Here is a 14,995-nt window from a genome sequence, read left to right on the forward strand (position 1 = left end):
GATGATCGAGTGAGGAGGGTGATCCGGCCAGTTGGGCTACGTCGCGTAGGTTCGTGGGGTCCACACCGTGGCCGAGCCGTCCGGCCGGGTGCTGATCCGGGTCTGCGAAGAACCGATGAGCAGCAGACACCGCATGTCGACATCGTCGGCCTCGAATCCGGCCAGAGTGGTCACCGTGATCGACTCATCCGGCCCGCCGACGTCGCGAGCGATGACCAGGGGCGTCTCGGGTGTACGGTGACGCAGCAGCACAGCCCGGACCTGTTCGAGGTGGTCGCGGCGGCTGCGCGACGCCGGGTTGTAGAGCGCTAGTGCGAGGTCGGCCGCTCCGGCCGCGTCGAGGCGTCGTTCGATGATCTCCCACGGCTTGAGCCGGTCGGACAGCGAGAGTACGCAGTAGTCATGGCCGAGCGGGGCACCGACCCGGGACGCCGCGGCCTGGGCGGCGGTGAGGCCGGGCACCACCCGGACCGCGACATCGGCCCAGCGTGAGTCCTCCGCTTGTTCCAGCACCGCCGAAGCCATCGCGAAGACGCCCGGGTCGCCGGACGACACCACGGCGACCCGGCCGCCAGCCGACGCCAGCTCCAGCGCCTGGACGGCTCGGTCAGCCTCCACCCGGTTGCCTGAGCTGTGCCGCTGCTGACCAGGCCGGACCGGGACCCGGGAAACGTATGGACCATAGCCGACAACATGATCCGCGGCGGCGAGTTCCACGCTGGCCTCGGGTGTCAGCCAATCCGGGCCGGCCGGCCCGAGTCCGACAACCACGACCTCGCCGCCGTGTGGCCCACTGCTATGGGTGGTACCGGTGCGCGCGTCATCATCGGACACCGTCCGCGCGCCTGACGTCCGTGACGTGTACGCGGGGCTCGGCACCACGGCAAGGGAGAAATAGGGGACGCTGTCCGGATCGACCTCGGCCAGCGGCTGAACACGCTGCTCGCCCCAGGTGGCCCGCTCGATGTAGTACGCCTCGTCCAGCCGGCCGGCCTCTTCCAGAGCGTCCCGCACGGACGGGAAGGTGCGGCCGAGCTTGAGGATCGCGGCCGCGTCCGTCTCTGCTAGGCGCATCGCGAGCTGGGGGGCGGGCATGGTGCCGGGCAGGACGGTGAGTGCTTCCTCGTGCTGGACGAGCGGACGCCCGAGCTCGGCAGCGGCCGCCGTCATTGACGTGACACCGGGTACCGCGTGCGCCTCGTACCGGTGGCAGAGCCGCTCATGCATGTGCATGTAAGAGCCATAGAAGAACGGATCGCCGGCACACAGCACGGCGACGTCGCGCCCCGCGTCGAGGTGTTCGGCGAGCCGCTTCGCGGCGTGCTCATAGAACTCCGCCATCGCGCCGTCGTAGCCGCCAGGATGCTGGGTGCCCTCGGTGGTGACCGGATAGACCAGCGCTTCCTCGATCTGGTCGGCACGCAGATACGGTTCGGCGATCGAGCGCGCGATGCTGCGGCCGTGCCGGGCGCTGTGATAGGCGACGACGTCGGCCGCACCGATGAGCCGGGCAGCCTTGACGGTCACCAGTTCAGGATCGCCTGGACCGAGGCCGATGCCCCAGAGCGTTCCGGGCTTAGACCCCGTTCCTAAACCCCGGCTGGGCTCGCCGGCCCCCGCATCCCGACCGGCGGCGTTCTCGTCAGTCATCGCACAACCCCAGTGCGATTCCTTCCTCGGCCTTGCCGGATCGCGCGCGGATGACCCGCTCGCTCATCCAGCCGGGGTTTAGGAACAGGGTCTTAGGTTCGGCTGGGTCGGTCATTCCGCCTCCTGGGCGATGGCATTGACGGCGGCGGTGGCGATCGCGCTGCCACCCCGCCTCCCGTGCACGGTCAAGTAGGGCGCCGGGGCACGCTTGGCCAGTTCTTCCTTGGACTCGACCGCGCCGACGAAACCGACCGGTACACCGATGATGGCAGCCGGGGCGCCGACGCCCTCATCCAGCAACTCGAAGAGCCGGAACAGCGCGGTGGGGGCGTTGCCGATCGCGACGACGGAGCCGGGCAGCCGATCTCGCCACAGGTCCAGAGCCGCGGCGCTGCGGGTGGTGCCCAGCTCAGCCGCCAGGCTCGGCACCTGCGGGTCGTCGAGCGTGCAGATCACTTCGTTGCCGGCTGGCAACCGGGAACGGGTCACCCCGCTGGCGATCATTTTGGCGTCGGTGAGGATCGGAGCGCCGTCGCGCAACGCGGCCCGGCCGGCGGAGACGACGTCGTCGGTGAAGGCCAGATCGTCGACGAGATCGACCATGCCGCAGGCGTGAATCATGCGCACCGCGACCGTTGACATCTCTGGCGGGAGATCTGTCAGGCGGGCCTCGGCGCGAATAGTCGCGAAGGACCGGCGATAGATCTCCGCGCCGTCGCGGATGTAGTCGTGCATGTTATTCCCTTCTTGCCCTGGTGCCCGGCCCCGGAGGCTCCGGAGTGGTCCACGCCGCTTTGGCGACAGTGGAGGCCAGCGCGTCGAGCGGAACCGGGTCGCCGTCCACGGTGTAGCCGCTACCGGTGGCCACGGCATCGACATGGTCGGATCGTGGCCGCCCGCATCGCCGTTCACATCCGGAGACGTGCACCGCGCTACCGGGCGGAAGCACCGGTAGGAACCGCCGGACGTCAGCCCGCACATCCGCGGCCGACGCGGCGCACCCAGGACTTCCGATGCAGGCCGTGACCCCGAGCGACGCATCGGTGGGATCGAGCAGGAAACCGGCCGCTGTCAGTTCTTCGGCAGCTTTGTCCGCGAGCGTCGCGGACAGCCCTGGCAGGACCGCTGACCGCCACGGCGTGAAGACGACGATGTGCGGCGCGATCTCGGCCAGCAGTTCGACCTGTGCGGCATCCAATGTGCCGAGACTCACGCCGGCGACGATCGCGCGGGCATGACCGGTGTCGTGGGGATGCACGCCCACCGGAGCTGGTTCGGACGAGCCGAAGCGTTTCGGATCGATCCATCCGACGTCGTCGGCGAGCGTCTCGGTCACGGCAGCGGCAAGATGGGTGGTGCCGCCGAGTTCGCGGACGTGCCACGCGCCACTGCCGGCGTCGGCCCGTTGGTCGAGGAACGTGAGCGCGGCGGTCACCATCGCCGGCACAGCGCGGTGCGGAGGCACCCGCAACCCGGTATCGGAACCCGCGAGCAACAACGCGCCGGCCTGATCGTCGAGTGCGCGCCAGCCGACGTCGAGCGCATCTCCGGGCAGGTCGCCACGGCCGTCGTCGAGCCCGAACTGGAAACGGCCGGGCAACTCCGCGAGTCTCGGCTCGGCACGGATCGCCTCGTCGAGGGTGTTCACCATCAACCGGACATCCACGAAACCGCCGCTGATGCCACTCAGCGGCGATGCCAGGATGTTGCGGACTCGTTCATGCGACGACGACGGCAGCAGCCCGACGTCGGCGAGGCGCCGGGCGAGTTCATCCGGGTCGGACAGGCCACGAAGCTGGATGTTGGCGCGTGATGTCAGGTGGAGACGACCGTCTCCCAGCTCGGCGGCGCACTGGCCGAGCGCACGTACCTGGGGAGTGGTCAGCCGGCCACCGGGAACCCGGATCCGGGCCAGCGGGCCGTCCGCGGCAGCATGGGTGGCGAGAGTCCCAGGACAGGCGTCCGCGCGGTTGCGCACCGTCCGGGTCATCACCGACCGCCTTCCATCACCTCGTGGAGTGGTCTTTCCTGTGCCGTGGCCGGTCTCCTGGCTAACGGGGTCTGGCGCCGTCCGGCCTGCCTTCCCAGGCAAACGTGCTGCCCAGTGGCTCCCTCCGCTGAGGGTACGGCCGGGGACTTCCCCGATCACAGTGGCGAGGGCCGCTCCGGTTTAGTACCGGATTCCCGTACACCACGGCAGGCACCACTGTACGGTACGCCCGGTTACCTACCGCCGGAGTGGGCGTGGCGCCGGGGTGGGGCAGGCACACCTATACGAACTGAATGACGCAAATGCCAAGTGTTGGCATCTTCGTCAACCACTTTAGCCAGGTGTGGATCAGGGCGTGCCGGTTGGCGGTGATGCGCCCCCGAGAGCCGGGCGGGGTGATCCTCTCCATGGTGTGGGCAATCCCTCGGCAGGGTTCGGCCCGTACAACGTCTGTCCGAACGATTCCCGGGCGGACGTCACGCTGCGGCCGGCCCGGGCGACCCATGGAGGAACCATGAACAGCCACTTGCGGCGTTCCTTTGCGCTGGCGGGCGTGGCGGCGTTGTTGTCGCTGAGCGCCTGCGGCACCGACGACGATGCGGCGGACACCGAGGCCAACGATGACGTCGCGGCTGAAGGCAACGGCGATGTCGTCGCTGTGACCGAGTCCTCGCTGGGAGAGATTCTCGTTGACGGCGACGGGATGACTTTGTACCTGTTCACCGTCGACGAGCCGGGGGTGAGCAACTGCGACGAGGACTGCCTCGAGGTGTGGCCGCCGATGGAAGGTGAGCCGGAGGCCGGGTCCGGTGTGAACGCGGATCTGCTCGGCAGCACCGAGCACGACGACGGCACCGTCCAGGCCACCTACGGCGACTGGCCGCTGTACTACTACGCGGGCGATGCCGCTCCTGGCGATCTAGATGGTCAAGGGCTGAACGACGTCTGGTTCGTGCTCGACGCGGACGGCAACGCGGTGGAAGGCACCCCGGCCGACGACGCGGAAGACGCGGACGACGATGACGACGACGGCGGCTCTGTCTACTGACTCCTGTGCCGGACGTAACCTAGCGTCCTGCGACTTGAGCCCAATAGCGCTCGCCCTGCAGGACGCAACGTAGCGTCCTGCAGGGAATCGGCTTCAGCGGACGGCGAGGTTCAGAGCGAGCCAGTATGCGTCGAAGTTGCGTAGCCGGTGCCCGTGATGGCCTGCACGCCGCCCTCGTCCCGGATCCGCATGGTCCCGTAGCGGTTGTTGCCCGGGGTGCCGGGGCCGGTGTCGTACCCGGTGTGCGGCTTGTCGGTCCAGCGCGAGTCCAGCGAAGCGAACTGGAACACCGGGAAGCCGCCGCATTCGTTGCCGCCACCGGTGTCGATGTTGAGTTCGTGCCGGTCGCCGGAGATGATGCACATCCGGTCCAGCCAGCCGAGGTCGCCGAACATCTGGACCAGCTCGTCACGTTCGTGAGTGAACCTGGACCACGAGTCGTTCGAGATGCCCATCCACTGCGACGGGTTGAGCCAGATCATGAACTCCGCCTCGGATGTGGCCAGCTCTTCCTCCATCCAGGCCTTCTGTGCGCTGCCGAGCATGGTCTTGGATGGGGTAGTGGAGATCACCGAGATGGGCGAAGAACAGCGGATCGAGCTGTCGGATGGTGTCGAATACCTCGTGGTTCGAGACGCGGCTGGCGTCGAGATTTCCTGCGCAGCTGGCCGCGGCGAACATGTACGACGCCGGCTCGCCCACAGCCGGATGTGTGTGGAAGCGGCCGGTCACGCTGGTGTCGATGGAACCGTCCGTCTCGAGCGCGAACCAGTACTGCGTGTTCGGAGCAAGACCGGTTGCTTCGATCGAGGCGACCTGCTGGGGAGTGGGCGAGACCGGACCGTAGAACTCGGGCCCGGCGAGGCCGGGGTTGTCCGCTACCGCCAGCCGGACACTCGACGCCGCCACCTTGCTGCGCACCCATGCCGTGGCTGGTGTTACCGCCCCCACCCACGTATTGATCACCGACATCGGCTGCTCCTCCGGGATTCGTTGGCGTACTTCAGGCATCGGTGATGGTGGTGAACTCCGTGGGGTGGGTGGTCCACGGCGCGCCACCAGGGGTGATCACCTCGAAGGTCGACTGACTCGAATCGATCGGGTCGGCGAGTACGGTCTCGGTGGTCGCCAGCTTCGCCTGCGGCGGGTGATCGAGGACGATCGCGGTAGACGTGGAACCGGGGGCGGGAAATTCTCCGGCCGAAGAATTCTGCAGGGCCGGCGAAACGGTCGAGCCGGCCACCTGCTTGCCAACAAATACCGCGCCCGCCGCGGCACCAGTACTACTCAGAAAGACTCGTCGGGTCACGGTCTTGCGGTGATTCAATGCGGCCTCCTCGTTCAACCGTGTACCCACGAAAAGCAGCATCAACCCAGGTCAAACTTGCAAACGGTGGGTCCTCGCGGTGCCCGAAGTGACCCTCGCGCTGCCGCTTTCCGCCCTTGAGCGCGACGCTAAATGGCTGAGAAGAACCGGTCAATGCGCGATCGCTAATGCGCGGATAACTGTTCGTTGATAACTCTTTGTTGGCTCCCGCGTACACGAATTCTCCCGGCCTCGGCGGACGGACGCGCAGAAATATGGGAGTCGGTGGGTGGCAGGTCGGCTCGGGCCGGCGAGGGACGCTGGGGCAGTATGGGTGAGTGATCGATGTATCCGATGTGAAAGCCGCTCGCGCCCGGCTCCGTGGCCACATCCGCACCACGCCGGTGTTCGAGATCGACCCGGCGCATGTCGCGCCCGCCGCGCGTGTGTGGTTCAAGCTAGAGCAGCTGCAGCACACCGGGTCGTTCAAGGTCCGGGGCGCGTTCAACCGGATCCGGACGGCTATCGAAGAAGGACAGCTCGTCGTCGGCGGGACCGGTGTCATCGCGGCTTCTGGAGGCAATGCGGGTTTGGCCGTGGCTTATGCCGCCGCCGAGCACGGCGTGACGGCGCAGGTCTACGTGCCGGAGACCGCGCCGCCGGTGAAGGTGAAGAAGCTGCGAGCACTGGGTGCGGATGTACGGCAGGTGGGCACTAAGTACGCCGACGCGTACGAGACCGCTATCCAGCGCGCCGAAGAAACGGATGCGCTGTTCTGCCATGCCTACGACCAGCCCGAAATCTGCGCCGGTCAGGGCACTATCGGCCTCGAGATTGCCGAGCAGACCGGCGGCGCTGCCGACACCGTCCTGGTCGCCGTGGGAGGGGGCGGTCTGCTGGCCGGCATCGCCGCGGCACTCGAAGGCCAGGCCCGCGTCGTTGGTGTCGAGCCTTCCACCGCTCCCACACTGAACACCGCACTCGCCTCCGGAGGTCCGGTGGACGTCGGCGTCTCCGGCGTTGCCGCCGACTCGCTCGGCGCGTCGCGGCTCGGCGGCATCGCGTACGACGTCGCGGTGCGAACCGGGGTGGGTTCGGTGCTCGTGGACGACGCCCACATCGTCGAGGCGCGGCGCCGCCTCTGGACCGACTACCGTATCGTCGTCGAGCACGGTCCGGCGACGGCGGCGGCCGCGTTGTTCAGCGGCGCTTATCAGCCCACAGAGGGCGAGCGGATCGTCGTCGTGCTCTCCGGCGCCAACACTGACCCGTCGGATCTGGTCTGACGCCCGTCGGCCACCGCCGATAGGGCATTCGAGAAGCTGGAGGAACACCAATGTCGGCAAGCCACCAATACGAACTCGTCGTCGAATGGACCGGCAACCGAGGAATCGGGACGTCGGACTACCGCGCGTACGGGCGAGAGCACGACGTGCGCGCCGAAGGAAACGCGACGACGATCTCCGGTTCGGCGGACCCTGCGTTCCGGGGCGACCCGGAACGGTGGAACCCGGAAGAGCTGCTGGTGGCTTCGCTTTCGCAGTGCCACATGTTGTGGTTCCTGCACCTGGCCGCGGTAGCCGGCGTCGTCGTGACGGAGTATGTCGACTCGCCGGTCGGCACCCTGGAAATGGACAAGAAAGGGGGCGGCTCCGGCCAGTTCACCGAGGTGATCCTGAGGCCGTCGGTGACCGTGGCCGACGGATCAATGATCGAGAAGGTCGCCGGCGCGCACGAGAAGGCCGCCGAGAAGTGTTTCATCGCCCGCTCGGTGAACTTCCCGGTCAAGCACGAACCCTCCACCCGTCCCGCCCCATGATCATTGGCTTCTGACCACCTGAAAGCGGGGGAAAGCGCCAATGATCACCGGGAGGGCGCGGGTTACTCCTCCAGGTCGCCCTCGGTTTCGAGTACAGCCTGCTGGAGGGCCTCGAGTGCGTCGGGCGACGGCTCGGCCCACAGGCCACGCTGGGCGGCTTCGAGCAGCCGTTCGGCCATACCCTTGCGCGCCCACGGGTTGGACTGCCGGAAGAAGTCGGCGACCTCGGGGTTGTTGATGTACTCCTTGGTCAGGGTCTCGTACATCCAGTCTTCGACGACGCCGGCCGTGGCGTCGTATCCGAAGAGGTAGTCAACCGTCGCCGCCATCTCGAAGGCGCCCTTGTAGCCATGCCGCTGCATGGCGGCGATCCATTTCGGGTTCACTACCCGGGCCCGGAAGACGCGGGCGGTCTCCTCGGACAGCGACCTGGTGCGCACGTGTTCGGTGACCGCGGAGTCGCCGACGTAGGCCGCCGGCGCGTCGCCGGTGAGATGCCGGACCATGGCGACCATGCCGCCGTGGTACTGGTAGTAGTCGTCCGAGTCGACGATGTCGTGCTCGCGGGTGTCCTGGTTCTTCACCGCGACCTGGATGCGCGAGTACGCCTTCTCCATGTCCTGCCGGGCCTCCACGCCGTCCAGTCCGCGGCCGTAGGCGTAGCCGCCCCAGACGGCGTACACCTCGGCGAGGTCAGCGTTGGTGCGCCAGTTCCGCGCGTCCACCAGCGGCAGCAGACCGGCGCCGTAGGCTCCCGGCTTGGAGCCGAAGATGCGTGCGGTGGCCCGGCGTGGATCGGTTCCAGCCGCGACGTCTTCGGCGACGTGCGTCCGCAGGTGGTTCGCGTCGGGTTCCTCATCCAGTTCGGCCACGGTCCGGATCGCGTCGTCGATCAACCCGACGACGTGCGGGAACGCGTCCCGGAAGAAGCCGGAGATCCGGATCGTGACATCCACGCGCGGCCGCGGCTCGCCGTCGAGCAGCAGTTCGTCGGCCGGGATGACCTCGAACCCGGTCACTCGGCGCGACGCCTCGTCCCACACCGGGCGCACGCCGATCAGCCAGAGCACTTCTGCGAGGTCGTCGCCCTGGGTGCGCATCGCGGCCGTGCCCCAGATGGTGAGCCCCACCGACGTGGGCACAGCCCCGGTATCGGCTTTGTGCCGGCGCAGCAGCGAGTCGCCGAGCGCGACGCCGACGTCCCACGCGTTGCGCGACGGGATCGCCTTGGGGTCGACGGAGTACATGTTGCGACCGGTGGGCAACACATTGACCAGGCCGCGCGTCGGTGAACCGGAGGGGCCCGGCGGGACGTAGCGGTTGTCCAGCGCCCCGATGGTGTTGGTGATCTCGTCCGTGGTGCGGGCCAGCCGTGGGACCAACTGCTCGGCGCCGAAGCGCAGCACCTCGGCAACATTGTCCACGTCGGCGCCGAGTACATCGGCGACGACACTCTTGGCTTCCTGTGGTTGCCAGTCGCGGCGGGCCAGCTCCTCGACCAGCGCCCGAGCGGTGGTTTCGAGCAGGTCGACGACGTCCGACCCGGTCCGCGACGCCAGCGCGGGCGCGGTGGGGGCGTCGTCATTGTTGTGTCCTGCAGAGTGAGGGTCCTGGCGCTCGCTCTGCAGGACGCTGGCGATGCCGAACAGGGACCGGACACCGACGCTCTGCTCCACGGCAGCGCCCGGTTCGGCCAGGAGCACCTGCTCGTCCAGCCCGGCCCAGTCGGCGATGGCGCCACGCAGCCCACGATGCGCCGTCTCGCCGCCGAACACCTGTCGCGCCCGCAACACCGCGAGCACGTCGTTGACCAGTTCGTCGCCTTCCGGCGCGCGGCCGAGCACGTGCAAGCCGTCGCGGATCTGCACGTCCTTGATCTCGCATAGGTACCCGTCGATGTGCAGAACGAAATCGTCGAAGTCGTCCTCGCCGGGCATGTGTTCGGTGTGGAGGTCCCGGTGCAATTCGGCCTGGGTGACCAGCTCCCAGATCTGGTTCCGGACGGTGGGCGCCTTCGCCGGGTCCAGCTCGGCAACCGTCGCATACTCATCCAGGAGCTGCTCCAGCTTCGCCAGGTCGCCGTAGGTGTCGGCGCGGGCCATCGGCGGGATCATGTGGTCGATCAGGACGGCATGGGCTCGCCGCTTGGCCTGGGTGCCCTCGCCGGGATCGTTGACGATGAACGGGTAGATCAGCGGCAGATCGCCCAGGACGGCGTCCGGCGCGGAATCGTCGGACAGGCCGAGCCCCTTGCCGGGCAGCCACTCCAGTGTGCCGTGTTTGCCGAGGTGGACAACCGCGTGCGCGCCGAACCCGCCGTCGGTCACCGATTCCTGTAGCCACCGGTACGCGGCGACGTAGTGGTGGGAAGGCGCGAGGTTGGGGTCGTGGTAGATCGCCACCGGGTTCTCGCCGAAGCCGCGTGGCGGCTGGATCATCAGAACGACGTTGCCGAAGATCAGGCCCGCCAGCGCGATGGACGGCTCGTCGCCGCTGGTGTCGACGTAGAGCTCGCCGGGCGCCTCCCCCCAGGCCGCCACGATGTCCTCGCGCAGTGCCTCCGGGAGGGTCGCGAACCACTGTCGGTACTGCGAGGCGGGGATGCTGGCGGCCGCGCTGGCCAGCTGCTCTTCGGTCAGCCACTCGACGTCGTGCCCGCCCGCCGCGATCAGCTGATGGACCAGTGCGTCGCCTGGCGGAAGGTCCGCGCCGTCCTCACCCGCGCCGCGCCCGAGCGCGTCGAGGTCCAGATCTCCGATGTCGTAGCCGGCCGCGCGCAGGCTGCGTAGCACTTCGACGGCGCTGGCCGGTGTGTCGAGCCCAACGGCGTTTCCGACGCGGGCGTGTTTGGTTGGATAGCTGGACAGCACCAGCGCGATCCGCTTCTGTGCATTGGGGGTGTGCCGGAGCCGGGCGGTGCGCACCGCGATGCCGGCCAGGCGCCGGGCGCGTTCGGGATCGGCGACGTAGTGCGGGACGCCGTCCGCGCCGACCTCCTTGAAAGAGAACGGGACGCCGATGATCCGGCCGTCGAACTCCGGGAGCGCGACCTGAGTGGCCGCATCCATCGGGTTCATGGCGCCGTCGCTTTCGCTCCAGGCTTCCCGGGTGCTGGTCAGGGTGAGGCCCTGCAGCACCGTGACGCCGAGCTCGGTGAAGATGGCCGTGCTCCAGGCGTCGTCGTCCTCACCCGCCGCGGCCTTGCCGGCGACGAGCCCCCCGCTTGCCAGCACCGTGGTGATGACGACGTCGGCGCGGCCGAGCTGTTCGCGAAGACCCGCGTACTCTTCGCGGTCGGCGCCGCGCAGGGTGTCGGTGAAGATCGGTAGCGGGATGCCGCCGACGGCTTCGATCTGTTCGCACAGCGCGTCGATGAAGGCGGTGTTCCCGGAGAGTTCGTGTGAGCGGTAGAACACCACGCCGATCACTGGCTTGCCCGGCTGGACGGGTTCACTGTCCAGGTCAGCGGCCTGTGCGCCGGGTGGCACGTGAATGCCGAAGCGCGGCTGCTCGGCGGGCGGCTCGAAGCCTTCACCGTTGAGCAGGATGGTGTCGCACAGGAACGCCGCCAGCTGCGCGAGGTTGACCGGCCCGCCCGCCACGAGGTAGCGCTGGGTCTCCGTCGCGACGCCGGACGGCACGGTGGACAACGCGTGCAACTGGGCGTCGGGGCTGGATTCGCCGCTGACGACGACGGTGGGGATGCCGGAGGCCCGGACCGCGTCGAGTCCTTCGGGCCAGGCCTCGCGTCCGCCCAGAAGCCGGACCACGGCGACATCGACGTCCTCGAGCAGCGTGGAGACCTGCCCGGCAGGTGTACGCGCTGGGTTGGCGACCATCCAGCGATCGTCCGCGCGGATCGCGGTCAGCAGATCTGTGTCGGCGGTGGACAGCAGCAGAAGGCGGGGCTGGCTCATAGCGTCCTCTCTCGGGCGTTTCCCGCACCCGGATCGGTGGCGACGTCGGGCAGTGTCCTGGCTCCCGGATCGGCGCCGGTTCTTCGGCCTTCCCAGGCGCCCTGTCTTGGACGGAGCACCCAGTGGCCTCATGGTGAGAGCCGACTCCCCGGTCACAGTGGCGGGACCGCCCCGGATTCAGGCGCGAGCGCCCTCACCGGTGTTCCTGCCGTGACGTCGGATGGTCGGTGCCGATCCTATCTGCCGGACGTCGCGGTGCGTCCTGCAGGTTGAGGCCTGGGGCGCTCGGGGCGCAGGACGTTGCGCGGGAGTCGCGGGACGAGTGCTTCTTGCGTCCTGCCGGCTGATGCCCAGGGCACTCGGTCTGCAGGACGCCACACCGCGGGGGAGCTGGGGCGCAGGACGTTGGGCGCGGGTTGTCCACAGATGGGTCGCCGCATCTTGAACGGGCTTGGGCCTGCGGGAAGGGTCACACCCATGCGCTATCCAGACGTTGAACGGCTCGCCGCCGACCAGAGCGGTGTCATCTCCCGACGCCAGCTCTACTCGCTTGGCCTGACGCGGTGGCAGGTCAAGGCCCAGCTGCGGGCTGGCAGGTGGCGCTCACACGGCCGGCAGACCATCGCCGTGCACACCGGAACCCTTGATCAGTCCGCATTGTGGTGGCGTGCCGTCTGGGAGGTTGGCGCCGATGCGGCGCTAGATGGAGTGAGCGCCCTGCAAGCAGCCGGGCTGCGCGGATTCGAGGCACCGGTCCTGCAGGTGTCGGTATCTCGTGGCAGCCGGTACCGCAAGCTGCCGGGCGTGCGGGTCTACGAGACGCGGCGCAGGAAGCCGGACGATGTGCTCGGCCACGGCCTGCCGCGTGTCCGCCCGGAGATCGCTGCCGTGCGAGCGGCACTCTGGGCGGTGACGAACCGCCAGGCTGCTTTGTTGTGGCTGATGCCGATCCAGCAGCGGATCTTTGGTGCAGAAGCGTTGAGTGAAGCGTTCTCGTCGGTCAAACGGCACCGCCGCCGTGCCTTCCTCCGTACGGTCCTGGCTGATCTCGTGAATGGCGTCCAGTCCATGGGCGAGCTGGACTTCGCCCGCATGTGCCGTGCCCGCGGCTTGCCCGAACCGACCCGTCAGGTAGTCCGGCGTGGCCCGAATGGGCGGATCTACCTGGACGTCTACTGGGATCAATGGGGGATTGTCGTGGAGATAGAGGGAGCACAGCACCTGGATCCGGGCATGGCGATCAGCGATGCGCTACGGCAGAACCATCTCTTCGTCCATGGTGACGGGGTGCTGCGCATCCCGGTGATTGGGCTTCGGCTGGAGCCAGACGCGTTCATGAATCAGGTTGCGCGACTGCTGGCTCGCTGCCGGCGTGCCGCTGCCGCCTGAACCCCGCGGGACGCGACTCAACGTCCTGCAGGAGGAGGCCTGGGGTGCACCCTCTGCAGGACGCAACCTGACGTTCTGCAACGCGAGTCAATCGGACAGACGCGAAGTCGGCTCCGGTCGACGCTCCGCGCGCTCCATGTACCTGTTGTGCTCGGGTGCGGTGAAGCCGAACTTGGCGTAGAGATCGTGCCCGTCGGCGGTGTGCAGCATCCATCGCAAGTCGGCGCCGGCACCGTCCTCGATCATCGCCGCCACCAGCGATGCCCCCACGCCCCTGCCGCGGTGGGCGAAGTCGACGAATACGTCGGCCAGGTAGGCGATGGACACGCCGTCGGACAGCGCGCGCGCAAAGCCGACCATTTCCCCGGCTTCCGCGCCGTCCCCGGCCGGCTCGTACGCACCTACGACGCGCCACGCACCATCGATCTGTGCATCGACGATCTCGCGACTGCGCCAACGCCCCCAATACGCGTGTTCGGAGAGGAAACTCCAGACCACCTCGCGGTCGACTCGCGAGGCGTCATCGTCGAACTCGTACCCGGCAAACTTCCGCGTGACTGTCACGACCTGATTTTCTCATTCGCCACCTGCAGGACGTCACGGTAAGTCCTGCACGGCGAGGTCTGGAGCGCACGCCCCGCAGGACGCAAGATAACGTCCTGCAGCGCCGTCAACGCTGGCCGCCGCCGGATGGCTTCAGGCAGCCTGTAGCCGCGCGAACGCCTCCAGGCTGTCCGGCGTCCACGGCCAGACATCGAGTTTTGCCTGGATTTCGCCGACGGTCAGGAACGAGTACCAGTCAACCTCTTCGGCCTGCGGATTGACCAGGGCGTCGCAGCGCACCTCGTAGACCGCGGCCCACCAGGTGAAGTCCGCATCCTCATACAGGAATCGGAGCAGCGGGGTGGGTGCGGGCAGTCCCGAGACCCCGAGTTCCTCCTCGGCTTCGCGATGCGCCGCATCGTCATACGTCTCTCCCGCACGCACAACGCCGCCGACGAACATGTCATACCGTGACGGGAAGATCAGCTTGGACGCGGTCCGGCGGTGCACGAAGATCGCGCCGCCGGCGTTGCGTACCAGGACGAATGTCGACCGATGCCGCAGCCGGTGTGCGTAGGCGTCGGCCCGCCGTGCCTGGCTGACGACGCGGTCGGACTTGTCGACGATGTCGAGTAGCTCGTCCTCGGGGCGTTCTTGCACCACATCGTCATCCAACCAGAGCTACGCCCAGCGGTGCTTCCGTAGGTTCACGTGCAGGACAAGCCCGCCGTCGAACAGGATCGTTGTCGGATCCCGGCATCTTTGGGAGCCCGGGGCGTCGGCTGCCGCGGCCGATGGAGATAGCCTGTGCGGCGTGAAACCGATGATCGTGTGGCTGAACGGAACGTTCGGCGCGGGAAAGACCACGGCAGCCGAGGAGCTCGTCGAGGTGATGCCTGATGCCAGGACGTTCGATCCGGAGTGTGTCGGCTTCATGCTCCGGCGGTTCATCACCGAGCCGGTCGGAGATTTCCAGGATTGGCCGGCGTGGCGCGCGCTGGTGACCGAGACAGCCCATCAGATCCTCCAGCATTATGGCGGGACGCTGGTGGTGCCTATGACGTTGCTGCGGCGCGAATATGCAAACGAGATATTCGCCGGATTACGCGAGCACGGTATCGATGTGCGGCATGTGCTGCTGCACGTCGACGACGACGAGCTGGTGCGGCGCATCGAATCCGACCAGGTCGAATCCGGGGCGCGGGACTGGCGGCTGGAGCATATTTCGCCTTACCGAGACGCGTTGGCCTGGCTGCGAGACGATGCCGCGGTCGTCGACACGACACACATGGCGCCGGTAGACGTGGCGCAGAAGGTCGTCGGCCTGCTCTGA

General features: G+C 68.0%; 15 protein-coding genes and 2 riboswitches. Of the genes, 5 read left to right on the plus strand and 10 right to left on the minus strand.

The features are described from left to right. Nucleotides 1–36 precede the first annotated feature (36 nt). The 4 genes from F7O44_RS24900 to cobG are packed head-to-tail and all read right to left on the minus strand — an operon-like array spanning nt 37 to nt 3,640. Nucleotides 37–1,650 carry a precorrin-2 C(20)-methyltransferase gene (locus tag F7O44_RS24900; RefSeq protein WP_162453023.1) on the minus strand — a complete coding sequence of 538 codons (1,614 nt, stop codon included), beginning with the start codon at nt 1,648–1,650 and terminating at the stop codon, nt 37–39. Then, a complete protein-coding gene (locus tag F7O44_RS31365) occupies nt 1,643–1,765 on the minus strand; it encodes a hypothetical protein (protein ID WP_281353676.1) in 123 nt (40 codons plus the stop codon). Before F7O44_RS31365 ends, F7O44_RS24900 begins: the two co-directional genes overlap by 8 nt. Continuing rightward, nucleotides 1,762–2,385, minus strand: coding sequence for a precorrin-8X methylmutase (locus tag F7O44_RS24905; RefSeq protein ID WP_162453024.1), 624 nt, complete (start codon nt 2,383–2,385; stop codon nt 1,762–1,764). Before F7O44_RS24905 ends, F7O44_RS31365 begins: the two co-directional genes overlap by 4 nt. Nucleotide 2,386: 1 nt before the next feature. Beyond that, a complete protein-coding gene (cobG, locus tag F7O44_RS24910) occupies nt 2,387–3,640 on the minus strand; it encodes a precorrin-3B synthase (protein WP_162453025.1) in 1,254 nt (417 codons plus the stop codon). Nucleotides 3,641–3,670: 30 nt separating this feature from the next. Next, nucleotides 3,671–3,861: riboswitch (cobalamin riboswitch) on the minus strand. Between the two features lie 293 nt (nt 3,862–4,154). Between cobG and F7O44_RS24915 the strand changes: the two genes are divergently transcribed. Then, nucleotides 4,155–4,688 (plus strand): COG4315 family predicted lipoprotein, encoded by a 534-nt coding sequence (locus F7O44_RS24915; RefSeq protein ID WP_162453026.1) that lies wholly within the window; start codon nt 4,155–4,157, stop codon nt 4,686–4,688. 110 nt (nt 4,689–4,798) lie between these two features. On the opposite strand, the gene F7O44_RS24920 is transcribed toward F7O44_RS24915, so the two are convergent. The 3 genes from F7O44_RS24920 to F7O44_RS24930 are packed head-to-tail and all read right to left on the minus strand — an operon-like array spanning nt 4,799 to nt 6,045. Next, entirely contained in the window at nt 4,799–5,170 is a 372-nt protein-coding gene (locus F7O44_RS24920) for a hypothetical protein (protein WP_425501438.1), read from the minus strand. After that, entirely contained in the window at nt 5,097–5,660 is a 564-nt protein-coding gene (locus F7O44_RS30675) for an alkaline phosphatase D family protein (protein ID WP_246221461.1), read from the minus strand. Before F7O44_RS30675 ends, F7O44_RS24920 begins: the two co-directional genes overlap by 74 nt. Before the next feature lie 31 nt (nt 5,661–5,691). Then, on the minus strand, nt 5,692–6,045 hold the full coding sequence (locus F7O44_RS24930) for a hypothetical protein (protein WP_162453029.1): 354 nt from the start codon (nt 6,043–6,045) through the stop codon (nt 5,692–5,694). A 287-nt stretch (nt 6,046–6,332) separates the two neighbouring features. Between F7O44_RS24930 and F7O44_RS24935 the strand changes: the two genes are divergently transcribed. Together F7O44_RS24935 and F7O44_RS24940 are read left to right on the plus strand one after the other, a co-directional pair. After that, a complete protein-coding gene (locus F7O44_RS24935) occupies nt 6,333–7,280 on the plus strand; it encodes a serine/threonine dehydratase (protein ID WP_162453030.1) in 948 nt (315 codons plus the stop codon). Nucleotides 7,281–7,330: 50 nt separating this feature from the next. Next, a complete protein-coding gene (locus F7O44_RS24940) occupies nt 7,331–7,813 on the plus strand; it encodes an OsmC family protein (protein WP_162453031.1) in 483 nt (160 codons plus the stop codon). A gap of 62 nt (nt 7,814–7,875) precedes the next feature. Here the strand turns inward: F7O44_RS24940 and cobN are convergent, their stop codons facing one another. Next, a complete protein-coding gene (gene cobN / locus F7O44_RS24945) occupies nt 7,876–11,730 on the minus strand; it encodes a cobaltochelatase subunit CobN (RefSeq protein WP_162453032.1) in 3,855 nt (1,284 codons plus the stop codon). A gap of 50 nt (nt 11,731–11,780) precedes the next feature. After that, nucleotides 11,781–11,938: riboswitch (cobalamin riboswitch) on the minus strand. A 269-nt stretch (nt 11,939–12,207) separates the two neighbouring features. On the opposite strand from cobN, the gene F7O44_RS24950 reads away from it, so the two are divergent. Continuing rightward, nucleotides 12,208–13,119, plus strand: coding sequence for a hypothetical protein (locus F7O44_RS24950; RefSeq protein WP_162453033.1), 912 nt, complete (start codon nt 12,208–12,210; stop codon nt 13,117–13,119). An 87-nt stretch (nt 13,120–13,206) separates the two neighbouring features. On the opposite strand, the gene F7O44_RS32100 is transcribed toward F7O44_RS24950, so the two are convergent. Both F7O44_RS32100 and F7O44_RS24960 read right to left on the minus strand, forming a co-directional pair. Next, nucleotides 13,207–13,683 (minus strand): GNAT family N-acetyltransferase, encoded by a 477-nt coding sequence (locus F7O44_RS32100; protein WP_162453034.1) that lies wholly within the window; start codon nt 13,681–13,683, stop codon nt 13,207–13,209. A 132-nt stretch (nt 13,684–13,815) separates the two neighbouring features. Then, entirely contained in the window at nt 13,816–14,325 is a 510-nt protein-coding gene (locus F7O44_RS24960) for an NUDIX domain-containing protein (protein WP_162453035.1), read from the minus strand. A 160-nt stretch (nt 14,326–14,485) separates the two neighbouring features. Between F7O44_RS24960 and F7O44_RS24965 the strand changes: the two genes are divergently transcribed. Then, nucleotides 14,486–14,995, plus strand: coding sequence for a P-loop nucleotide/nucleoside kinase family protein (locus F7O44_RS24965; protein WP_162453124.1), 510 nt, complete (start codon nt 14,486–14,488; stop codon nt 14,993–14,995).

The organism is Phytoactinopolyspora mesophila, assembly GCF_010122465.1.
GTDB lineage: Bacteria > Actinomycetota > Actinomycetes > Jiangellales > Jiangellaceae > Phytoactinopolyspora > Phytoactinopolyspora mesophila.